This window comes from Salinivibrio sp. VGrn1, assembly GCF_009377995.1.
GTDB classification, from domain to species: Bacteria; Pseudomonadota; Gammaproteobacteria; order Enterobacterales; family Vibrionaceae; genus Salinivibrio; species Salinivibrio siamensis.
In genome coordinates this window covers 477,645-499,247 of the sequence record NZ_SATA01000001.1, presented here as the reverse complement: position 1 = coordinate 499,247, position 21,603 = coordinate 477,645, and the positions used below count along the sequence as shown (strand labels likewise).

Sequence of the window (21,603 nt, the reverse complement as noted above, 5' to 3'; positions counted from 1 at the left end):
ATACGGAATACGGAATACGGAATACGGAATGCGGAAAGAGCTGATACGAGCGCGATTTGTTCTCTTCTGTATTCCGTAAGCGAAGCGCTCTGTATTCAAAAATTCTAAATAGCGCGTAGGTCGGCATAAGCGCTACCACGATGCCAATAAGTATCACAATTTGGGCCGCGCGCCACCCGACATCGGGGTTAACTTTGGCATCGAACGTGACAGGCGCCCGTTGGAAATTTGCACATACCCAACACTATGCCGGGGCTTGTGTCACCTACGCCAATGGCGCCACCGACGTTAAAGTACGCGTAGGTCGGCATAAGCGCCAGCACGATGCCAATCATTATCACGATGTGTGCCGCGCGCCATCCGACATCGGGGTTAAATTTGGCACCGATCGTGACTGACGCCCTATCTACTCACCAAAAAACTGCTTAATTGCGGTGATCATGCCTTGAGTGAGTTGGTGGAGTTGGTCGTCGCGGATGCAATAGGGTGGCATTACATACACCAGTTTGCCGAAGGGGCGGACCCAAATACCTTGGGCGGTCATTAAGGGCTGAATATCGGCCAGGCTCACCGGATCGGTCAGCTCTATCACGCCAATTGCGCCAAGCACACGCACGTCCGCCACACACTCGAGGGCGCGAGCAGGCGCTAAGCCGGTTTTTAGCTGCTTCTCGATGTGCGCGACGGTCTGCGGCCAGTTACTTTCCAGCAAGGTATCAATGCTGGCGCAGGCCACGGCGCAGGCGAGTGGATTGCCCATAAAGGTGGGGCCGTGCATAAAACAGCCTGCATCACCGCTACAGACCGTATCGGCCACATGGCGGGTGGTTAGCGTGGCGGCCAAGGTCATGTAGCCACCGGTCAGTGCTTTACCGACGCAGAGTATATCTGGGCTGATCCCCGCGTGGTCGCAGGCAAATAGTTTTCCTGTTCGGCCAAAGCCAGTCGCGATTTCATCCACAATCAGCAGCACATCAAATTCGTCGCACAGAGCGCGCACTTGACGTAGGTATTCAGGGTGATAAAAGCGCATACCGCCTGCGCCTTGCACGATGGGCTCTAAGATCACGGCAGCGAGTTGGCCGTGATGCGTGGCGAGTGCTTCGCGCATAGGCTGTATGTCGCTAGGATCCCACTCACCGTCAAAGCGGCTTTGTGGCGACGGCACAAAATGATGCTGGGGCAGAAACCCTTTGTAGAGTTTGTGCATCGAATTATCAGGATCTGTCACCGACATGGCGGCGAACGTGTCGCCATGATAGCCATGACGCAAGGTCAAAAACTGTGCGCGCGATTCGCCGCGTCCCTGCCAATATTGCATCGCCATTTTAAGCGCGACTTCTACTGACACAGATCCTGAATCGGCCAAAAACACTTGCGTGAGCGGGGCGGGAGAATGCGCGACCAAGCGCTCACAAAGCGATACAGCGGGCTGGTGGGTGAGGCCGCCAAACATCACATGCGACATTTTATCGATTTGCTGATGCGCTGCGGTGTTCAAAGCAGGGTGGTTGTAGCCGTGAATGGCTGCCCACCACGATGACATACCATCAATCAGAACAGTGCCATCTTCAAGATGGAGCTCGGCGCCGCTTGCGTGTGAGACGGGCAAGCAAGGCAAAGGGTCGAGCGTTGAGGTGTAGGGGTGCCAGATATGCTCGCGGTCAAAATGGGTGCTTGTGCTCATAAATAAATCAGATGTAAACCAGTGTGATCTTGTTGTGTTGACAGGTTAACGTCTGTGGGTAGACTAGCCAAGCATTAAAACGACAACAACGGGGAAAACCGCGTGGAAATAAGACACAACTGGACCGCACAGGAAGTGCAAGCATTGTTCGATAAACCCTTCATGGATTTGCTGTTTGAAGCGCAGCAAGTGCATCGTGAATACCATCCTGCCAACCAAGTGCAAGTCAGCACGCTGTTATCGATCAAAACCGGCGCGTGTCCAGAAGATTGCAAGTATTGTCCGCAAAGTGCGCGGTATCGCACCGATGTTGAGAAAGAGCGGTTAATGGAAGTGGAACGCGTGCTCGAAGCGGCAGAAAAAGCCAAAGCTTCAGGCGCGACGCGCTTTTGCATGGGGGCGGCGTGGAAAAACCCCAAGCAACGCGATATGCCGTATTTGCTCGATATGATCCAAGGCGTCAAAGGATTAGGGTTAGAAACCTGCATGACTCTGGGCATGTTGGATGCGGAGCAAGCCAAGACCTTGTCTGAGGCGGGTTTGGACTACTACAACCACAACCTCGATACCTCGCCAGAGTTTTACGGCAACATTATTACCACGCGGACGTATCAAGAACGCCTCGATACCTTATCCAACGTGCGAGACGCGGGAATGAAGGTGTGTTCCGGCGGCATTATTGGGCTGGGCGAAAGTGCTCGCGATCGCGCGGGTTTGCTGGTTGAACTCGCCAACATGCCGGCTCACCCAGAAAGCGTGCCAATCAACATGCTGGTCAAAGTGAAAGGCACACCGCTTGAGAACGTCGATGACGTCGACCCGTTCGATTTTGTCCGCATTATTGCGGTGGCGCGGATCATGATGCCCAAATCGGCAGTGCGGCTGTCTGCTGGACGTGAAGACATGAACGAGCAAATGCAAACCTTGTGCTTTATGGCTGGCGCGAACTCGATCTTCTACGGCTGCAAGCTGTTGACCACACCAAACCCGGATGAAGACGCGGATATGCAGCTATTTAAAAAGCTGGGTATTAATCGCGAAGCGGTCAGCCAAAAACCCGATCAAGTCACTGAGCACGACTTACTTGAGCAAGTGGCCGAGCGAGTGGCAGCGCGCCCGCAAGAGGGCGATTTGTTCTACGACGCCAGTGTCTAAGTCCCCATGACTGATACAACATCAGCGCTGATCCGTCGTTACCAAGGCGAGCTGGCCGCACGCCAGCAACAAGGCTTATGGCGGCAAAGTGGTGACAATACCGTCGCCGAGTCATGGCGCAACTTTGCGGGGAATGATTACTTGGGCCTTGCGCAAGACCCGCGACTGGTGAAAAGGGCGCAGCAGCACCTTGAACGCTGGGGGGTGGGTGCAACGGCCTCGCCGGTGGTATCCGGTTTTACCGCGGCGCATCAATCCCTTTGTGATCAGCTGTGTGACTGGCTCGGTTACCCGCAAGCGCTACTGTTTAACAGTGGTTTTGCCGCCAACCAAGCCTTGCTCTTTACACTGTTAGGTAAAGACGATGCCTTGTTTCAAGACAAGCTCAACCATGCCTCCTTGATTGAGGCGGGTTTATTGAGCCCTGCCACGCAGCGGCGTTTTCGTCATAACGACATGGCACACCTTTGCCAACTGCTCGCAAAGCAAATCCAGCCTTCCGCATCGCTGATTGTCTCGGAAGGGGTATTCAGCATGGATGGTGATGTGTCGCCAACCGAAAGCCTTGCCGCGATTGCCAACCAATCGGGGGCGCTCTGGGCACTGGATGATGCGCATGGGATTGGTGTGTTGGGGCTAGAAGGCGAGGGCAGTATCAGTCGTGGCGCACGGCCGGATATATTAGTTGTGACGTTTGGAAAAGCCTTGGGCGTGGCTGGGGCGGCAGTGCTGGCTTCTCCCTCCATTATTGATTATTTGCGTCAGTTCGCGCGCCATTATGTGTATTCGACCGCCATGCCACCTGCGCAAGCGGCACTCATTGAGGATGCGATTAGGTTGGCACGAACAGAGCACTGGCGGCGAGAAACACTCAGCGCTCATGCCGAACAGTTAACGCAAGGGCTCCACGACTGGTTAGAGACGACGTCTGCTTGCGAACAGCACGTTGGTAATAGGCAGCCCTTCCCGCAACTGCTCGCGACGCCTAGCCCGATAAAACCGCTGATTATCGGTGATTTGGCAGCGTTACAGCAGGTGAATCACGCCTTGATGAAGGCGCATATTCGGGTCGGGGCGATTCGGCCACCGACTGTCCCCGCTAACACTGCACGCCTGCGGATCAGCCTGTCTGCACAGCATCAAAAGACAGATATCACCGCACTGATTGAGGCGCTTAAGCTGGTATTAGCGAGCGACAAAGCGTGTGGGGTGACAGCATGACCGTCGCCGATAAACAAGCGATTGCCAGAGCGTTTGGCCGAGCCGCTCCCCATTATGATGACAGTGCGACGCTGCAACGCCGTGTCGGCCATCGGTTGATGGCATTGGCTGAGTCAGAGCAAAAGGCTGTCCGTCTCGGTACCGTCTTAGATGTCGGCTGTGGCACCGGCTATTTCACCCTGCAGTGGATGACTCACGCCAAGACGGTAATTGGACTGGATCTCAGTGCCCCTATGCTTGCGACGGCAAAAGCGCGTTGTGGTGATGCCATGCTAGGCGTACAAGCTGATGCGGAGCATTTGCCGCTGGCTGATAATAGTGTCGATCTGGCATTTAGCTCGTTAGCGCTGCAATGGTGTGACGATTTGCATGTGCCATTGGCGGAGCTGAGTCGGGTCGTCAAACCTGGCGGGAAAATTCTTGTCTCGACACTGCTCACCGGATCACTGTGTGAACTCGACAGCGCGTGGCAACAAGCATGCGGCACATCACGGGTGAACCGCTTTATCACGTTATCTGGATTACAGCAGGCGACCCAACGCGCTGGGCTGATGCACGCAACCGTGTTGCAAGAAAGCGAACAGCTGACGTTTGCTAATGCCCATGCGGTGATGAAAAGCTTAAAAGGCATTGGCGCCACCTATCGCCCGCAAGGTACGGGGCAGCAAGGGCTGGCGACAAGAGCGCAGTTTAGCGCGGTAGAAAAGGCGTATCAGCGTTTTGCACTCGCCGCCAACACCTTACCGGCGACCTATCAGATTGGCTACATAGTGATTAACCACCATGCATGACAGTTATTTTATTACCGGCACCGACACGGAAGTGGGGAAAACCTATACCACGGCGGCGCTGTTGCACGCTTTTATCAAACAAGGTTATCAAGCGGTGGGCTATAAACCTGTCGCTGCTGGTGCCGATTTAGCGCCTGATCACCAACTAAATAGTGACGCTGTCACTTTACAGCGCGCCAGTGCGATCGCATTGCCGTATGCCGCTATCAATCCAGTGTTGTTGGAAACGCCGTGCTCGCCCCACTGGGCGGCGGTGTTAGCCAACAAGCCCATCGACACCCAGGTGCTGAGCGATGGGCTCGCGCATTTAAAACAGCAGGCCAGTCCGGTATTGGTAGAGGGCGCCGGCGGTTGGCAAGTGCCACTCAGTGAGACTGAAACGCTGGCCGATTGGGTGGTTGCCCACCAACTGCCAGTGATCATGGTGGTGGGGATTAAACTTGGCTGTTTAAACCATGCTTTACTCACCGCAGAGGCCATTCGCGCACGTGGGCTTACGTTAGCCGGATGGGTGGCAAACGCTGTTGATCCCAAGGCGCAGCACAGTGACGAAATGGTGCGCTATCTTGACGCGCATTTAGATGCGCCTTGTCTGGGGCGCTTGCCGTTTGCTGCCGATGCCTCGCCAGCACAATGCGCGAGCCACTTAGATATTAAGCCGTTGTAAACATATTGCGAGAATGTAGCGATCAAAAAAGCCAGCGCTGTGCTGGCTTTTTGTCTATTCAGGTAGTCAATGCGGGTAGACAATTACTTCTGGTCGTCTCGAACACCCATTAGGCTTTGCTGAACCTCGGCCATTTGGCGCGCCGCTGTCGCGTCATCCGACGCTAACCCAAGCTCTGAGCAGGCTTCATCGAAGCTCATGCCGAGATGACAGGTTAAGATGTCGATAGCGACTCGGTAGTTTTCTTGCTCTGCCATGGTCTCACTCCATTGATAACGCGTTGCGTTGTTAAGGTTAGGTTGTCCACACTGGGTGGTTATAAACTTAATGGTTGATATGACCGCCGACTGCCCATTACTTTGTTGTCTTACGCAGTGCATCAGCGTCATAGTTTTAAACAGCTGCGCATAAATTAGCCTGAGTAAACCGCGATGACAACTCGACCAAAGTCTATATTGGGTTGTTTTTGTCTTTTTTATTGGGCTTTTCTGCCTCGATTCTTGTTAAATGTTTGAATGGATTGTTAAAAATTAAGAGTTGCGCGATATCACAATTTGTTTAGATCAGATCGAAATAACGTGCCACACTAACTGGTCGGTGCAGAGAGCTGGATGGTACGGGCGCCACAAGCGACGACTGGGATTTATTCGTAACAAATTGCATCAAAGGATTGTTTTTATCATTAATGCCCATACTATTTTTATCATTACAACAAATAAGCGCTAAACACTGGGTTTAAGCGACGGAGACACACCATGAAACGCTTAGGATTATTTCTCGCTACCAACCTTGCGGTACTGGTCGTATTTAGCATTGTGCTGAATATCATTTATGCCGTGACAGGCATGCAACCGGGGAGCTTATCTGGGTTGCTGGTACTGGCAGCGGTATTTGGTTTTGGCGGCTCGCTCATATCGTTGCTGATGTCAAAATCAATGGCATTGCGCTCGGTGGGGGCGCAAGTGATTGAGCATCCACGCAATGAAACCGAGCACTGGCTAATGAATACTGTCAGTCAACAGGCGCAGCGCGCCGGCATTGGTATGCCAACCGTGGCGGTATATAACTCGCCTGACATCAACGCCTTTGCGACGGGGGCGAAACGCAACGATTCTGTGGTGGCGGTATCAAGTGGCCTGCTACAAAACATGACCCGTGATGAGGCCGAAGCCGTGCTGGCGCACGAAATCAGCCACATTGCCAATGGCGACATGGTCACCATGACCTTGATGCAAGGGGTAGTGAACACCTTCGTGATCTTTATTGCCCGCGTTATCGCCGGTGCGGTGAGTGGCATGAACAGTGACGAAGAAGGCGAAGGCGGCGGCAACTGGATGATGTATTTCCTCGTCTCGTCAGTGTTAGAAATCGTGTTTGGTATCCTGGCCAGCATCCTCACCATGTGGTTTAGCCGTCATCGCGAGTTCCGCGCGGATGCAGGCTCGGCGCAGCTGGTAGGCAAGCAGAAAATGATTGCTGCGCTGGAGCGTTTGAAAGTCAGCCACGAGCCGAAACTAGAAGGCTCAATGATGGCATTTGGCATCAACGGTAAGAAAACGCTGAGTGAGCTATTTATGACTCACCCACCGCTAGAAAAACGTATCGATGCCTTGCGTCGTGGCGACTATCTATAATCGGATAGCGTTTACGCCGAGTCATCGATTAAGCGGCCTGCGGGCCGCTTTTTGTTTGTGTGCGACGCCACTTTATTCCCTCACTGGCGAGCACCGCACCCAATACAATCAACGCCATCGCTACCACGGTAAGCGCACTGACGGTTTCTGAGAAGACGGGGATCGCGATCAGCGCAGCCACCACAGGAGTGAATGCGCCTATTGCGGCACTCATTTCTGCGCCCAAACGGCGAATCGCAAACGCATAGCTGTAATTGGCAATGATCCCCACGCCCAAGCCTTGCGCCAGTACATGGTAGCCCAGCTCACCGAAAGGCGCTTGGAGCAGATTAAACGAGATAAGCCCGCTCATCGCGCCCACGGGTAGCAGCAAGACGGCTGACATCGCTAATACCGCTCCGGCTTCTGCGGCATTTAAGCCCGTGACACGCACGCCAATGGTAAACCACGCCCAACTGATGCTGGCTGCGAGCAAAATCAAATGACCTTGGGTGACGCTCCACGGTGAGAAGAACAGCGAATGCCACAAAAATGCGCCAATGCCGATCACGATCAACCCAATCCCTAATCGTCGTCCCACCGAGAGCGACTCGCCATACACGCCCCAAGCAATGGCGGAGACAAACAGTGGCAAGATCCCAGGAATTAACGAGGCGCCATCGGCGACAGGGGCAAACTGCATACCTGTGGCGGCGAGCAGATAAAACGGTAAACCTGCCCCGAAGGCAATCGCAAACAGATAACGTTTGGGCACGGCAAAAATATGGCGCACACGATGACGGCTCAGCCAACCAAATAGCAGCGCCGCAGGCAAAAAGCGCAGTAGAGCAATATCGCCACTGGTTAATACCGACTGGCTGGCCTGACGCAAGGATATAAACAGGCTCGCCCAAATGGTCACGGTGACAAGCATGGCGGCGAGGCCTAATAAACGTTGAGAGGTGGCAGGCATGGTTGATCACTTCCTTGATAATGGATGCAGTTAGTGTGGCAGCGTCAAGGGAGGGATTGGTGGCAAATTAATGGGTAGTTTCATCCTCTATTAGTGTTTATCATCGGCTATTAGTGAATAATTGATGAAAATTACCAAGGAGAGGGTTTGGACAGTAAAGACAAAGCCATTCTGGCGCTGTTACAAGACGATGCGCGCCGCACCACGGCGGAAATCGCTGATGCCGTTGGGTTGTCGTTTTCGCCTTGTGCAAGACGAATCAAAAAGCTGGAGGCCGATGGGGTGATAGCGTCCTATCAGGTTACGCTCGACCGCCAGCGAATTGGGCTTAACATGACCTTTTTTGTCAACGTGAGTTTGAGCAATCACCGAGAAGAGGCGATTGTTACCTTCGAGCACGCATTGGTGGAAATGGATGAAGTCATCAACGGCCACGTGATCTCAGGTACTTATGACTATTTATTGGAAGTGGTGACGCGAGATTTACCGCACTATGAAGCCTTTATGCGCCAGCTACAAACCTTGGCGATGGTCAAAGACATCAATACCAATGTGGCGATCCGCGCGGTAAAACAGGGCGCGGCGCTGAAGGTGTAGCGCCGCGCTATTAATGTGAAATAGTGGTTAGCGAATGGCGATTAGCTAAGGTGCTGGCTTAGCCAGTCGCTAAAGGCATTTTGTGGCAGGGCACCGTTGAGTACGTCAACGCGCTCGCCATTTTTAAATACCATTAGCGTCGGAATGCTACGAATACGATATTGAGCCGCCAATGCTTGCTGCGCTTCGGTATCGATTTTAACAAAACGTGCGCGGCCTTCTTCTTGCTCGGCCACTGCCGCAAAGGCAGGCGCGAAGCTTTGGCATGGGCCACACCATGGGGCCCAAAAATCGACCACAACAGGCACATCGCTATTTAGCAATGCGTTAAAGTTTTCGCTGGTGCCCTCAATCGGTTTACCGTCCAGCACATCAGACTGACACTTGCCACATTTGGGCGCGTCATTCACCCGCTCGTTTGGAATGCGGTTCATGGCTTGGCAGTGAGGGCAGCGTGAGGTTAAGGTTGTCATTGGGTTTCCTCGTTGAATTATTTGTGTCTAATATAAGCGGGTGACGTCGCTCGCCCAAGTTGAATTTATCAATCACTCAAATAGAAAAAGCCGATGACACGGCACCGGCTTTCATGAGGTGTTATTGATTCAGTGCGCGCTAGAGTGCATCCACCACATTGAGGATGGCACTGAGCATATCGCGACCGAAGGCTTGGCTGCGCGCAGGTGACCAACCAAAATCCGGGTCCGGTTGGTCGTTATGATCTTTAAATGGCATTTCAACTGTGTACGACAAGCATTTAAAGCGCTCACCAATCCAGTTTGAGCCCACGGTCAGATTGGCCTTGCCAGGTGCGTCTTTGTCATAGCCGTGCTCGTCTTGGAACTCTGGCGTCACGGTGAGCAGGGCACGCTTAAACCTGTCCTCTAAATCCGCCATACGCGCATCGTAAGAAGGGATCCCCTCGCAACCGGCAAAAAAGTTATATGGGATGGCCTCATCACCGTGGATATCGAGGCACATTTTCACCCCTGTTTGCTCCATACGCGCACGAACATGATACACCTCGGGGCTGCGCTCAAGCGTAGGGGCTTGCCATTCTCGGTTCAAGTTGGCGCCCACCGCATTGGTACGCAAGTGGCCGCGCACGCTGCCGTCGGGGTTCATATTGGGCACCACGTAAACGTCGGCCTTTTCCAACAGCGCACGGGCAGTGGTGTCGGTGTCGTCAAGCAATCGGTCGAGCAGCCCCTCGATAAACCATTCCGCCATGGTTTCGCCTGGGTGTTGGCGAGCAATCAGCCAAATCGGTGTTTTCGGTTGGACGGATTCACCTAAATCGGCACGGATTTTCAGTAGGCTAATATCGCGCCCATCCAAGGTCTGGCCGAGGGTTTCTAGCTGACATTGTGGATAGGTCTGCGCTTGGTGAATTAAATCCAGGTGGCGCTCATAGCTATACGGCGCGAAGTAGGCGAAATACATCGAGCCATGTTGCGGCGTTACGTTAATGGTCAGTGTATCGCCGTCAAATTCGGTGGGGACGCGGAACCAGGTATCGCGATCGTAAGAGGCGACCGCCTGATAATCTTTCCAGCCTTCAGGGTAGGCTGAGCCTGCCAGTTGCTGAATATGCAGTGTGTGAGCCTGATTCACTTGCGCCTCTAAGCGAAAGTGGAACCACTGATAAAACTCAGACTGATTGTCGTGGTGAATGGCAAGTTGAATGTTGTTGATGTCGTCATCGTTAACAACGCGAATATTCCCGCTGTCGAACTGGCTAAAAATACGCATAGAGCATCCTTTATCGGTTTGAGAGGCCAGCTGTGTTTGCACCTGAAGGTAAGCCTTATGTTGTAAAACCGAGCGTGACTGTCTGATTAGCAACGAACCGAGTCACTCATTGTCTTCACTGACGAGCTCGCCACTGACTATCTAATCACGTAGGCAAGATGGCTTTACTGGCTTATTATTAACAGTATTGTGCCTTATCTTGTCGTACTGTGTCTTAGCTGGCAAGGTGCCCTTATCACGCTATGACCATCTTTTTCCTCAAAGATTATCTTTTCTTCAACCAATAAGGAGCCACTATGCATTTGCAGGATCCTGAGCTTTTAAAAACACAGGCACTGATCAATGGGAAGTGGGTCGATGCCGACAGCCAACGAACCCGCGCAGTGACCAATCCTGCGAACGGAGAGCACTTGGCGACGGTACCTAATATGGGGACGGAGGAAACCAGCCGCGCCATTGATGCCGCGGATGCTGCGCTACCCGAATGGCGAGATTTAACCGCCAAAGCGCGGGCTGACGTGCTTTATCGCTGGTACGAGCTGATGCTCGAGCACAAAGATGATTTAGCCGCAATCATGACGGCTGAGCAAGGCAAGCCGCTAAAAGAAGCCGCGGGCGAGATCCAATACGCCGCGTCGTTTTTACAGTGGTTTGCAGAAGAAGCGAAGCGAGTGTATGGCGCGACCATTCCCGCGGAGCAAGCGGATAAACGCATTTCAGTGATCAAGCAGCCGATTGGCGTGACCGCGGCGATTACCCCGTGGAACTTTCCAGCGGCGATGATTACCCGTAAAGCGGCCGCAGCATTGGCGGCGGGTTGTACCATGGTGGTGAAGCCTGCCAGTGACACGCCGCTATCGGCCCTGGCCCTCGGTGAGCTCGCGTTACGAGCCGGGCTGCCAGCTGGGGTGATCAGTGTGGTGACCGGAGCGTCGGGCCCCATCGGTGATACCTTATGTGCTGACAGACGTGTCCGTAAGCTCTCGTTTACCGGCTCGACCGAAATCGGCGCACAGTTGATGGAAAAATGCGCCCCAACCATTAAAAAGCTCTCGCTGGAGCTGGGCGGCAATGCGCCTTTCATTGTGTTTAATGACGCCGATATTGACGCCGCGGTTGAAGGGGCCATTGCGGCGAAGTTTCGTAACGCAGGGCAAACCTGTGTCTGTGTGAACCGCATCTACGTGCAATCGGGCGTGTATGAAGCCTTTGCAGAAAAGTTTATCCAGGCGGTGAGTCAATTGCAGGTGGGTAAAGGCACCGACGACGGCGTGGACATCGGCCCACTCATCAATAAGGGGGCAATGGACAAAGTGAATGCCCACCTGGACGATGCCAAGCAAAAAGGCGCCGCGATTGAGCTGGGTGGCGCGTGCCCTGAGCTGGGAGAAAACTACACCCAACCGGCGGTGATTAAATACGCGACCCCAGCGATGCGGATAGCCAAAGAAGAGACCTTCGGCCCCGTGGCACCGCTGTTTTCTTTTGAAGAAGAGGCGGATGCCATCGCCATGGCCAATGATACCGAATTTGGGTTAGCGTCTTACTTTTATGCCAAAGACATTAGCCGGGTGCACCGTGTTGCCGAAGCACTGGAATACGGCATGGTAGGGATCAACACCGGCCTGATTTCGACCGCGGTCGCGCCCTTTGGTGGGGTGAAGCAATCGGGCCTTGGTCGTGAGGGCTCACACTGGGGACTCGATGAATACCTAGAAATGAAGTACTTGTGTTTGGGTCTGTCGTAATCTAGACGGTTTAAGCCGCTAAGTGTTAAAAATTACTGACACGTAAAGCGGGTTTTACGCTGTTTATTGCAGTCAACTTGCCTCGAACGTCACCAAATTGGTGATAATTCAGTCAGGTTGACTGTTTTTTGGCGGCTTAGTGTATGAATATTTGCATTTGCCCACATCCGCTCTGTTGTTGGCTTTTCATCCGTGGTAAAACTCAAGTACTATGCGTAAGAGAAGTCCAACCGTTGCCTTGTGGCAGCATGTTGGCGAACCAAACCAAGTGGAGATACAAGATTGATCAATGTGTTCCTTGTAGATGATCACGAGCTGGTTCGCACAGGGATTCGACGTCTTTTAGAAGACGTTCGTGGCATAAAAGTGGTAGGGGAAGCCGACAGCGGTGAAGCTGCACTCAAGTGGTGCCGGCAAAATCACGCCGATATTGTCCTAATGGACATGAATATGCCAGGCATCGGTGGGTTGGAAGCGACACGCAAGTTGCTTCGTTACTCGCCGGACGCCAAGATTATCGTGCTCACGATCCATACAGAAAACCCGTTCCCCACCAAGGTCATGCAAGCGGGAGCCGCGGGTTACCTAACCAAAGGAGCCGGTGCCGATGAAGTGGTGAACGCGATCCGTATGGTCAACAGTGGCCAGCGTTATATCTCACCGGACATTGCCCAGCAAATGGCGCTTAGTCAGTTCTCTGCCTCTTCAGATAATCCTTTCAAAGAGCTGTCAGAGCGTGAATTGCAGATCATGCTAATGATCACCAAAGGGCAAAAAGTCACCGACATATCCGAGCAGCTTAGCCTGAGCCCGAAAACGGTGAACAGCTACCGTTATCGCTTATTCAGCAAGTTGGGCATTAATGGTGATGTGGAATTGACCCACCTTGCCATCAGGCACGGTATGTTAGATACCGAAACCTTGTAACGCGAAGTAATGTAGTACGAGACCGCGCAGTGCCGAACACCTTCGATGCCAAAAGTTTTCTGAAAACCGTTCCTCACCAGCCCGGCGTTTATCGCATGATGAACGCCGCGGGTGAGATTATCTATGTGGGTAAGGCCAAAGATCTCAGCAAACGCCTAGCCAGTTACTTTCGGGTCCAGGTTTCCAGTGAGAAAACCAAAGCCTTGGTGCGTAACATCGCCGATGTAGAGGTGACGGTGACCCACACCGAAACCGAAGCGCTGATCCTTGAGCACAATCTGATTAAGCAGCATCGCCCCAAATACAATGTATTGCTGCGAGACGATAAATCTTACCCTTACATCTACCTCAGTGCTCACGAGCATCCGCGGCTAGCGATCCACCGCGGCGCGAAAAAGAAAAAGGGCGAATACTTTGGTCCCTTTCCTGATGCCAATGCAGTGCGCAAAAGCCTGCACCTATTGCAGAAAATATTCCCGGTTCGCCAGTGTGAAGACTCGGTGTATGCCAACCGCAGCCGGCCTTGCTTGATGTATCAAATTGGTCGCTGCTCTGGCCCTTGTGTGCCAGGGCTGATTAGTGATGATGACTACGCCGAGCAAGTCAATTTTGCCCGTATGTTTTTACAAGGCAAAGACCGCGAAGTGATCGACAGCTTGGTCGCCAAAATGGAAACCGCTAGCCAGCAGCTGCAATTTGAAAAGGCGGCGGAATACCGCGACCAAATCCAAGCGTTGCGCCGGGTACAAGAGCAGCAGTTTGTCTCGCAAGACAGCGATGATGATATCGACGTTATCGGCTTTGCATTAGAAAACGGGGTGGCGTGCATTCACGTGCTCTTCCTGCGCCAGGGTAAAGTGCTGGGCAGTCGTAGCCATTTTCCCAAGATGCCAGCAGAAACTGACCCTGGTGAAGTGGTTTCAAGTTTTGTCAGCCAGTTTTACCTGGCGCAAGCGGAAGGGCGAACCATTCCCAGCCATATTCTGATTTCTGACGATATCGGTGATGATCTGGGTTGGCTATCGAATACCTTGAGTGAAATAGCCGGTCGCAATGTGCGCCTACAAAGCCGCCCGCGCGGGGCTAGAGCCCGCTTTTTGAAGCTGGCCAACACCAATGCGCGTACCGCTTTGACCAGCAAGATCAACCATCGGATGACCATCCAGAATCGTTACCAAGCGCTGCAAGAAACCCTGGGCTTAGAGCCGGTTAAGCGGATGGAGTGCTTTGATATCAGCCACACCATGGGCGAGAAAACGGTCGCCTCCTGCGTGGTGTTCAACCAAGACGGGCCGCTGAAAAAAGAGTATCGCCGTTACAACATTGAAGGGATCACCGGCGGTGATGATTATGCCGCGATGGCACAGGTACTGACGCGCCGTTATAGCAAACAAGTCGAGCCAGAAAAAATCCCCGATATCATCGTGATTGATGGGGGTAAGGGCCAGCTTAGCCGTGCTTGGGAGGTGCTTAAGCCGCTGATTGCTGATTGGCCGGTTAACCCACTCATTTTAGGGGTGGCCAAAGGCACCAGCCGTAAGCCGGGGCTTGAAACCTTGATTAAGGTCTCGGGCGAGGAGTTTTCGCTGCCCGCCGACTCACCGGCATTGCACCTTATCCAACATATTCGAGATGAAAGCCACGATCATGCCATTGCCGGACACCGCGCGGCACGGGGCAAAGCGCGCAAGCAAAGTGTGCTCACCCAAATTGATGGCGTAGGCCCTAAACGTCGCCAGGCCTTGCTGAAATACTTGGGCGGTATTCAAGAGCTGAAAAACGCCAGTGTTGAAGAAATCGCCAAGGTGCCCGGGATCAGCGCTACATTGGCAGAGAAAATTCATTCCTCATTGCAAGGTTAGTGGCAATGGGGCACCATAACCCAGTTAATCCTAAAATAAAAAGCTGAGCATGCGTCTAAATATACCTACCATTTTGACCTTTTTGCGCATTGCGCTTATTCCGGTCTTTGTTGTTGCCTACTATCTACCTTATGCTTGGGCGCCATTTGCGGCAGCATTGATTTTTGTGATTGCTGGCGCCACCGATTGGCTGGATGGCTATTTAGCGCGTCGCTTAAAGCAATCGACCCGTTTTGGTGCCTTTCTCGATCCCGTCGCCGACAAAGTGATGGTGGCGATTGCCATGGTGCTGATTGTTGAGCACTACGCCTCTATTTGGATCACGATTCCGGCGGCAACCATGATTGCGCGTGAGGTGATTATTTCAGCCCTGCGCGAGTGGATGGCAGAAATCGGCAAACGTGCCAGCGTCGCGGTCTCATGGGTGGGTAAATTTAAAACCGGCTCGCAAATGTTTGCATTGACCATGCTGCTTTGGCATGGCGCTCCTTGGATTGAATGGTTAGGTTACATTGCGCTGTACGCCGCCGCAGGCCTGACCTATTGGTCGATGTATCAGTACATGATGGCGGCCAAAGACGACTTGCTCGCCGACCCGGAAGAAGAATAAACCGGGCACTCAGCAAACGCATTTACGCCTGTTACTTGCTCATAAAAACGCAGCCACGATTTGGCTGCGTTTTTTGTTTGCTGCTGGTGGCAGCGCGAAAGCACCGGTGTGTTTGTTGGCGTCGCGCTTAAGCTGACCGCCTGGCTTAGCGCTTAGGAATGGTCAGCACAAAGGCCGCCCCTTGCAGCGGGGAGTCGCTGGCGTGGATGTTGCCATCGTAACTGGCAATGATTTCATCGCACACCGCTAACCCGATGCCAGTGCCAGGATTGAGCTGATCGGCACGCACCCCACGCTGGAATATGCTTTCCCGATATTGCTCTGGCACCCCGGGGCCATCGTCTTCAATCGCCAATTGCCACACTTCGCCGTGATCGTCGAGCCGGATTTGCACCGTTTCAAGGCAAAAGCGATAGGCGTTTTCCAGCAAGTTACCGAGTAACTCCATCAAATCACTGCGGTGCACCGGTAAAGAGGCACTTTCATCAAACGCTCGCACTACTTTCACGGGTTTATCGCGATAGGCCTTATCTAACATGCCGGTCAGGCTATCAATCGGTGCGGTCAGTGGGCTATCTTCGCGTTTCAGTCCACATTGCCCCACCAATGCGCGTTTGAGCTGATATTGCACCATGTCATCCATTTGGCTGACCTGCTCCAAAATCCGCTTATTCAGCTGCTCGCGCGACAGATGATTATCATCGAGCAGGGCATTGGTGGCGGATAAACGCGTTTTTAAGCTGTGTGCCAAATCATCCATGGCGTGGCGATAACGGGATTTTTGCTTTTCCCGCTGGGTGATCATCCGATTAAGCGCTTGGGTGACATCTTGCAGCTCGTCAGGGTAATCGTTATCCAGTGTTTGCTGGCGTGATTCAGTAATCGCGATTAGCTCTCTGGCCAAGCGGCGCAGTGGGGAAAAGCTCCAATGACACGCGGCAACCACGAGTGCCGACGCCGAGACAAACAGCAGGCTGATGTAAAACCAGGTCTCTGCTTCTAAATCGGCTAACTGTTGTTTTTGTTTGTCGACGTTGCGCAGCACAAACAGCCGGTTTTCGCTATCACCGGGTTGCTTTTCTGATGAAAGCCGTTGCGCCACCACGTTAAAGCCAGCAATGGAAAGGTACTGCGGCTTTTTCGCTTCGTTAGGAATATGTGTGCAGATATCGTCGATATTAAACGCTTGCACATCGCGCGAGGTCCATAGCGTGTGGTTATCGGGTGTACATAGCACCGACATATAATCGCTGCTGGACGGGTCAAGCGATTGAATCCAAGCTGTCAGCTGGTCAGCGCGGATCAGCCCGTCTTTACTGAGCTGCGCCATCACCATCGGAATTTGTGAGGCCAGATCGCGCGAGTAAGCCGCCATTGAATTTTGCTGATACAGCTTATTAATCAAGGCCGCGAGCGCAATCGAGAAAAGGAGAATAATGCCAATCGAGGTGGCGAGTACGCGGGTACGCAGTCGGGGGCGACATTGGCAAAGGGTAAGTTGGCCTAGTTTCATGGTTTACTCAGCTTGGATCTCGAACAGGTAGCCTTGGCCACGCACGGTCGAGATGGGGTTGTCGTGTCCGGTTTGGATCAGCTTTTTACGCAGACGACTGATCATCACCTCAATGGTGTTAGGGTCGCCATCTTGGTCATGATACAGCACATCGAGCAAGCGTTGCTTCGAGATCACTTCGCGACTGTGACGAATCAGGTACTCAAACAAATCATACTCAAAGGCGGTGAGCTCTAGCGCTTGTCCGTTGACGGTGACCGATTTCGCCAACAAATCTAACTCGATATCGCCAGCGGTGATAGTGGGCTTCACAAAACCAGCACTGCGACGCACCAATGCGTTTAATCGCGCCACCAGTTCCGGCTTTTGAAACGGCTTTACCAAATAATCATCCGCGCCGGCATCTAACCCCGTGACTTTATCTTGCCAATTGGCGCGCGCCGTGAGCACCAAAATCGGCAGGCGCAGCCCTTTGGCGCGAATATCACGAATTAGGCTAATGCCATCTTGATCGGGCAAACCAAGGTCAACAATGGCAATATCATTGGGGTATTGGTCAGCGTAATAAAGCCCTTCGCTGGCAGTGCTGGCACAGCGAACATGGTGGCCGAGTTCACTGAGTTCGGTGTTCAGGTGATGACTTAAAATCGAGTCATCTTCAATAATAAGAACCTGCATAAAAGCCCCTGTAAAACAAAAAAGCGCCCGAGGTGGACGCCTTTATTATAGGTTTAATAAACTGAATTTTGGCTGACTCAGCGACCGTCTCCAGCGTGACGTTACACCAAAATAATCATCAAGGTGCCGGCTAAGGTCAAAATAACGTTGGCAATCGCATAAGTGCCCGCGTAGCCCAAGGCAGGAATAGTACTGCGGGCATGCTCATTGATCATATCCATCGCCGGCGCACAGGTTCTTGCCCCGATGATCGCGCCAAACAAGAGCGCGCGGTTCATCTTCAGCACATACGCGCCAATCAAATAGGCGACAATCACTGGAATAACACTGATCACAATGCTGGCCAAGATCACCGAAAAGCCCATGTCTGCGATGTAATCAAATAGCCGGCTACCGGCGCTCAGTCCAATGCCAGCCATAAAGGTCATGAGGCCAAGATCTTTCACCATATTCAGCGCCCCTTGGGGCACATAGCCGAAAGTGGGGTGGTTGGCACGTAAAAAGCCGAGGCTGATCCCCGCCAACAGCAAGCCAGCGGCATTACCTAGGCCAAAGGTCACTTGACCGAAGGTGAGGGTGATCATCCCTAAGCCCAGCCCCAAAATAAAGAAGCAGCAAAAGGCGAGCAAATCCGACATCTGGCTATGAATCGAAATAAAGCCGATGCGGTCGGCCAAGCCTTTTACGCGGCTTTTCTCACCACTGATTTGCAGCACATCGCCTTTGTTAAGAATGATCCCTTGGTCCATCGGCATCTCAACCTGAGCGCGCACCACTCGGTTTAAAAAGCAGCCGTATTCAGACAAGTTTAAATCTGACAGCTTTTTCTGCGCCACGCTGTCATTTTTCACCACGATTTCTTCCTCGACAATGCGCAAGTCGAGCAGATCGCGGTCAAACACTTCTTTACCGTTACGAAAGCTCGGGTCCAGCCGTGCATGGCTGTCTGGATAGCCCACTAAGGCAATCTCGTCGCCTTGCTGCAAAATGGCATCCCCATCGGGGTTAGCCAAAATGCCGTTACGGCGAATACGCTCGATATAACAGCCGGTTTGGCGATAAATACCCAGCTCACGCAGGTTGCGGCCATCAATCCAATCGATCAATTCAGGCCCGACCCGATAGGCACGAATAATGGGTAAATAGACCTTACGCTGTGATTCACTGCCCAAGCCGCGCTCAATCGCAATTTGTTGGGCGGAGTGCTCAAGGTTATGGCGCTGCAACTTCGGCATCAATTTGGCCAGCACAATCAAGCTCACCAGGCCGGTGAGGTAAGCCATGGCATAGCCGACACTGAGGTTATCAATCATCATCCCCAGCTGTTCGCCTTCCGCGCCGGTTAAGCCGGAGTTAAGCGCATCTTTCGCGCCCACCAATACCGGGGTGGCAGTAAGCGCGCCGGCCATCATGCCGGTGGCAATGCTGATATCCAACCCCAAATGGTTTTGGAAGAACAGGGTTAAGCCAATGGCACTGAGTAGCACCGCCAAGGCAAGCAATAGGTATGATTTTCCGTCACGGAAAAAGACGCCAAAAAAGTTCGGCCCCGCCTCAATGCCCACGCAGTAGATAAACAGCATAAAGCCGATGCTGAGGGTGTCAGGCGAGAAGGTGAACCCCGCGTTGCCAAAAATGATCGCAGTGAACAACACGCCGATGGATCCGCCGAGTTGCACACTACCAATTTTGATCTTTCCGACCGCGAGGCCGAGGGCGAGAACCACAAAAAGGAGTAAAATATCGTTTTGGAGCAGGAGGTTATTGACGTCTATATTCACAGCACAAATGTCCGACAGAGCGTGCAGGGGGTTAATGTGGTGAAAATTATACCAACCTTAATCACACTTTGTTGTACAAATTTAGTGAAATAAAGATTAATTTTGCGTAAAAAAACACCAGTTGCACGTTTTTTGGAAGCATCCACAAAAAATGGCAGCCCCGACTGGCTTTTTAGACCCAACCAACACGCCCGCAAGATCTCGGCCAAATCCTCGAAGCAATCTCACAGAATTAGCGCTAGCTAACATTTTGGACATTAGGGAATGAAAACGTTATCACGCCTCTGTTAGGCTAATCCTTACTACAAAAAGGGAAATGGCCTATCGGGTGCCCAAAACTGGCGGGCGGTAGCGTGGGAATGGCTGGATAGTTAACTAGCTTATCGAGATAGAAGCCGAATCGGATGCACGCTATCGCGGGGAAGAGGCAGATAGTAAAAGCGATAGATACTATTAATAACAGTCAGTTAAGAAAGAAAAGGCGCGTATAACGGTTTTGGGGAAGTGAGTGTGCGCGCTAATACAATGTTATGCCACTGAGTATGGAGTATTAAAATGGCGACAGTAAGAGAGTACTTTGACGTTACTGCTAAAGCTCTTAATGCAAATAGAGAGTGGGAGTTAAGCGATGATAATGGGGTATCTAGAATCAGCATTTATGGCAAGCTTTCACACAGTATTGAAGAAAATTCTAAGTATTGGTCGTTTTACTTTCCTGCGAAAGCTGACATTAGTTGCATCGACTTTATTTTGTCTCAACCTAATGTAGCAGAGGGTGTGATTGAGTATGGAGAACTAGAACAAGAAATCGGTTTTGTTCATACACCAGAGAGACAAAAATTAAGTGCATTTTTTTTTACAAATAGAGTTTACATTTACATCGATAAAGCACTTTCTAACTTCGAGATTCAAGCCATACACAAGCTTGGAGATAATTATGGGTTTAATATCAAAATACGGGACATTAACTACGTGAAAAAATGCGCAGAATTAGAAAAGCCACTTGCATTTATCTCTCATGACTTCAATGACAAAGACGACTTGGTTCGTGAGTTGGCTATCGAATTAAACAAGAAACTTTGCCCAGTTTGGTATGATGAGTTCTCATTAAAAATAGGTGATAGTCTGCGAGAAAGTATCGAGAAGGGGCTGAAAGAGTCTAAGAAGTGTATTTTAGTTTTATCGCCATCTTTCATAAGCAATAGTGGTTGGACTAAGAAAGAGTTCAACTCAATCATCATGCGGGAAATCTTCGATAAAAATAACGTAATTTTGCCAATCTGGCATAACGTATCAGCAGAGGATGTATACAATTATTCTCCAGATTTACTAGATCGGTTTGGCTTGCAATCTTCACTAGGTCCGGCTGAGTTAGCGGAAAAAATAGTAGAAAAAATTCGGGCATAACACATATGAGCCCTTCTCCGGTCAATAGGCAATAGCATTTTTTTGGCTGCGCAGCAGCCAATGCTCTCGAACAACAAAGTCGTCTACTTCGCTCTGTCATTTCCGCCATTAAGTCATTGCTTACGGCAAACACATATAGAAGATCTCTTACTGCGGTCTCACCGCTGCTGCCTGCCAATTTTGTGAGAGGACCATTAGACATTATGTTTCGTTCCCACGCTGGAGCGTGGGAACGAGTTAAGGTTGTTGCAGAAATGAATATGGAAGTTGTAGGCTTAGATTATAGTAAATTGAACCTAGGTCAACTAGATCAACTTGTTGGATATCGTAATCAGTTTAGTCATGGGCAGTTTACTGATGATATAGGCTACAGAAAGTTCTCATCTCTAGTTAGATATACTCAAGAACTAATAGAAGAATTGTCAAGAGAAGTGCAGCAATGGATGGAGAAACTGGTTTCTGATCTAGAAGGTGATAAACATCATTACTGGGCTCCATTTAAATGCAAAAGCTACTCCATTTCGCACGTTAGTTTCAATTTTACTTGATAGAGAGTGGCTGATATTTATGTTATTCTCGTTCCCACGCTCCTGCGTGGGAATGCATATCTAGCTCTTGCTATCA

At 51.7% G+C, this 21,603-nt stretch carries 21 protein-coding genes; 13 read left to right on the top strand and 8 right to left on the bottom strand.

From position 1 onward, the window contains the following. Positions 1-140: 140 nt before the first annotated feature. Entirely contained in the window at positions 141-398 is a 258-nt protein-coding gene (locus EHW56_RS02180) for a hypothetical protein (RefSeq protein ID WP_152795523.1), read from the top strand. 8 nt (positions 399-406) lie between these two features. On the opposite strand, the gene bioA is transcribed toward EHW56_RS02180, so the two are convergent. Then, positions 407-1,687, bottom strand: coding sequence for an adenosylmethionine--8-amino-7-oxononanoate transaminase (bioA, locus tag EHW56_RS02175; RefSeq protein WP_152799118.1), 1,281 nt, complete (start codon positions 1,685-1,687; stop codon positions 407-409). Between the two features lie 102 nt (positions 1,688-1,789). Here bioA and bioB point away from each other — a divergent pair, with 102 nt between their 5' ends. The 4 genes from bioB to bioD are packed head-to-tail and all read left to right on the top strand — an operon-like array spanning position 1,790 to position 5,521. Beyond that, the gene (gene bioB, locus EHW56_RS02170; RefSeq protein WP_077639099.1) at positions 1,790-2,842 is read left to right on the top strand and encodes a biotin synthase BioB; all 1,053 of its coding nucleotides are present in this window, start codon (positions 1,790-1,792) and stop codon (positions 2,840-2,842) included. Positions 2,843-2,848: 6 nt separating this feature from the next. Further along, the gene (locus EHW56_RS02165) at positions 2,849-4,063 is read left to right on the top strand and encodes an 8-amino-7-oxononanoate synthase (protein WP_152799116.1); all 1,215 of its coding nucleotides are present in this window, start codon (positions 2,849-2,851) and stop codon (positions 4,061-4,063) included. Continuing rightward, positions 4,060-4,854 (top strand): malonyl-ACP O-methyltransferase BioC, encoded by a 795-nt coding sequence (gene bioC / locus EHW56_RS02160; protein ID WP_152799115.1) that lies wholly within the window; start codon positions 4,060-4,062, stop codon positions 4,852-4,854. The genes EHW56_RS02165 and bioC overlap by 4 nt, the downstream gene beginning before the upstream one ends. Continuing rightward, positions 4,847-5,521: a dethiobiotin synthase gene (bioD, locus tag EHW56_RS02155; RefSeq protein WP_152799113.1), complete on the top strand. Its 675-nt coding sequence runs from the start codon at positions 4,847-4,849 to the stop codon at positions 5,519-5,521. Before bioC ends, bioD begins: the two co-directional genes overlap by 8 nt. A gap of 83 nt (positions 5,522-5,604) precedes the next feature. Here bioD and EHW56_RS15275 read toward each other — a convergent pair whose 3' ends face one another. After that, entirely contained in the window at positions 5,605-5,778 is a 174-nt protein-coding gene (locus tag EHW56_RS15275) for a hypothetical protein (RefSeq protein ID WP_046073094.1), read from the bottom strand. Between the two features lie 498 nt (positions 5,779-6,276). Here EHW56_RS15275 and htpX point away from each other — a divergent pair, with 498 nt between their 5' ends. After that, positions 6,277-7,155 carry a protease HtpX gene (gene htpX / locus EHW56_RS02150; RefSeq protein ID WP_152799111.1) on the top strand — a complete coding sequence of 293 codons (879 nt, stop codon included), beginning with the start codon at positions 6,277-6,279 and terminating at the stop codon, positions 7,153-7,155. Positions 7,156-7,183: 28 nt separating this feature from the next. Here htpX and EHW56_RS02145 read toward each other — a convergent pair whose 3' ends face one another. After that, complete coding sequence (locus EHW56_RS02145) at positions 7,184-8,107, bottom strand: DMT family transporter (protein WP_152799108.1); 924 nt, start codon at positions 8,105-8,107, stop codon at positions 7,184-7,186. Between the two features lie 147 nt (positions 8,108-8,254). Here EHW56_RS02145 and EHW56_RS02140 point away from each other — a divergent pair, with 147 nt between their 5' ends. Then, on the top strand, positions 8,255-8,704 hold the full coding sequence (locus EHW56_RS02140) for an Lrp/AsnC family transcriptional regulator (RefSeq protein WP_074212533.1): 450 nt from the start codon (positions 8,255-8,257) through the stop codon (positions 8,702-8,704). Between the two features lie 41 nt (positions 8,705-8,745). On the opposite strand, the gene trxC is transcribed toward EHW56_RS02140, so the two are convergent. Continuing rightward, entirely contained in the window at positions 8,746-9,177 is a 432-nt protein-coding gene (gene trxC, locus EHW56_RS02135; protein WP_046073098.1) for a thioredoxin TrxC, read from the bottom strand. Positions 9,178-9,316: 139 nt separating this feature from the next. Then, positions 9,317-10,453, bottom strand: coding sequence for a M14-type cytosolic carboxypeptidase (locus EHW56_RS02130; protein WP_152799105.1), 1,137 nt, complete (start codon positions 10,451-10,453; stop codon positions 9,317-9,319). Positions 10,454-10,749: 296 nt separating this feature from the next. On the opposite strand from EHW56_RS02130, the gene EHW56_RS02125 reads away from it, so the two are divergent. From EHW56_RS02125 to pgsA, 4 genes are all read left to right on the top strand, one after another. Next, on the top strand, positions 10,750-12,201 hold the full coding sequence (locus EHW56_RS02125) for an NAD-dependent succinate-semialdehyde dehydrogenase (protein ID WP_152799103.1): 1,452 nt from the start codon (positions 10,750-10,752) through the stop codon (positions 12,199-12,201). 282 nt (positions 12,202-12,483) lie between these two features. Continuing rightward, entirely contained in the window at positions 12,484-13,128 is a 645-nt protein-coding gene (gene uvrY, locus EHW56_RS02120; protein ID WP_046073101.1) for a UvrY/SirA/GacA family response regulator transcription factor, read from the top strand. Between the two features lie 29 nt (positions 13,129-13,157). Next, positions 13,158-14,990 carry an excinuclease ABC subunit UvrC gene (gene uvrC, locus EHW56_RS02115; protein WP_172969958.1) on the top strand — a complete coding sequence of 611 codons (1,833 nt, stop codon included), beginning with the start codon at positions 13,158-13,160 and terminating at the stop codon, positions 14,988-14,990. A gap of 49 nt (positions 14,991-15,039) precedes the next feature. After that, complete coding sequence (pgsA, locus tag EHW56_RS02110) at positions 15,040-15,600, top strand: CDP-diacylglycerol--glycerol-3-phosphate 3-phosphatidyltransferase (protein ID WP_046073102.1); 561 nt, start codon at positions 15,040-15,042, stop codon at positions 15,598-15,600. Positions 15,601-15,745: 145 nt separating this feature from the next. Here the strand turns inward: pgsA and EHW56_RS02105 are convergent, their stop codons facing one another. The 3 genes from EHW56_RS02105 to EHW56_RS02095 form a co-directional block, all read right to left on the bottom strand. Further along, positions 15,746-17,113, bottom strand: a complete 1,368-nt coding sequence (locus EHW56_RS02105; protein WP_046073103.1) for an ATP-binding protein — start codon at positions 17,111-17,113, stop codon at positions 15,746-15,748. A gap of 3 nt (positions 17,114-17,116) precedes the next feature. Further along, complete coding sequence (locus EHW56_RS02100) at positions 17,117-17,791, bottom strand: response regulator (protein ID WP_046073104.1); 675 nt, start codon at positions 17,789-17,791, stop codon at positions 17,117-17,119. 101 nt (positions 17,792-17,892) lie between these two features. Then, positions 17,893-19,572, bottom strand: a complete 1,680-nt coding sequence (locus tag EHW56_RS02095; protein WP_046073105.1) for an aspartate:alanine antiporter — start codon at positions 19,570-19,572, stop codon at positions 17,893-17,895. Positions 19,573-20,127: 555 nt separating this feature from the next. Here EHW56_RS02095 and EHW56_RS02090 point away from each other — a divergent pair. Both EHW56_RS02090 and EHW56_RS15640 read left to right on the top strand, forming a co-directional pair. After that, positions 20,128-20,979: a toll/interleukin-1 receptor domain-containing protein gene (locus EHW56_RS02090; RefSeq protein WP_152799101.1), complete on the top strand. Its 852-nt coding sequence runs from the start codon at positions 20,128-20,130 to the stop codon at positions 20,977-20,979. A gap of 203 nt (positions 20,980-21,182) precedes the next feature. Next, positions 21,183-21,527, top strand: a complete 345-nt coding sequence (locus tag EHW56_RS15640; protein ID WP_172969957.1) for a HEPN domain-containing protein — start codon at positions 21,183-21,185, stop codon at positions 21,525-21,527. Positions 21,528-21,603: the final 76 nt, after the last annotated feature.

Coding starts and splice junctions, on each gene's coding strand:
- EHW56_RS02180 (WP_152795523.1), top strand. CDS start 141: ATGCCAATAAGTATCACAATTTGGGCCGCGCGCCACCCGACATCGGGG.
- bioA (WP_152799118.1), bottom strand. CDS start 1,687: ATGAGCACAAGCACCCATTTTGACCGCGAGCATATCTGGCACCCCTAC.
- EHW56_RS02165 (WP_152799116.1), top strand. CDS start 2,849: ATGACTGATACAACATCAGCGCTGATCCGTCGTTACCAAGGCGAGCTG.
- bioC (WP_152799115.1), top strand. CDS start 4,060: ATGACCGTCGCCGATAAACAAGCGATTGCCAGAGCGTTTGGCCGAGCC.
- bioD (WP_152799113.1), top strand. CDS start 4,847: ATGCATGACAGTTATTTTATTACCGGCACCGACACGGAAGTGGGGAAA.
- EHW56_RS15275 (WP_046073094.1), bottom strand. CDS start 5,778: ATGGCAGAGCAAGAAAACTACCGAGTCGCTATCGACATCTTAACCTGT.
- htpX (WP_152799111.1), top strand. CDS start 6,277: ATGAAACGCTTAGGATTATTTCTCGCTACCAACCTTGCGGTACTGGTC.
- EHW56_RS02145 (WP_152799108.1), bottom strand. CDS start 8,107: ATGCCTGCCACCTCTCAACGTTTATTAGGCCTCGCCGCCATGCTTGTC.
- trxC (WP_046073098.1), bottom strand. CDS start 9,177: ATGACAACCTTAACCTCACGCTGCCCTCACTGCCAAGCCATGAACCGC.
- EHW56_RS02130 (WP_152799105.1), bottom strand. CDS start 10,453: ATGCGTATTTTTAGCCAGTTCGACAGCGGGAATATTCGCGTTGTTAAC.
- EHW56_RS02125 (WP_152799103.1), top strand. CDS start 10,750: ATGCATTTGCAGGATCCTGAGCTTTTAAAAACACAGGCACTGATCAAT.
- pgsA (WP_046073102.1), top strand. CDS start 15,040: ATGCGTCTAAATATACCTACCATTTTGACCTTTTTGCGCATTGCGCTT.
- EHW56_RS02105 (WP_046073103.1), bottom strand. CDS start 17,113: ATGAAACTAGGCCAACTTACCCTTTGCCAATGTCGCCCCCGACTGCGT.
- EHW56_RS02100 (WP_046073104.1), bottom strand. CDS start 17,791: ATGCAGGTTCTTATTATTGAAGATGACTCGATTTTAAGTCATCACCTG.
- EHW56_RS02090 (WP_152799101.1), top strand. CDS start 20,128: ATGGCGACAGTAAGAGAGTACTTTGACGTTACTGCTAAAGCTCTTAAT.
- EHW56_RS15640 (WP_172969957.1), top strand. CDS start 21,183: ATGTTTCGTTCCCACGCTGGAGCGTGGGAACGAGTTAAGGTTGTTGCA.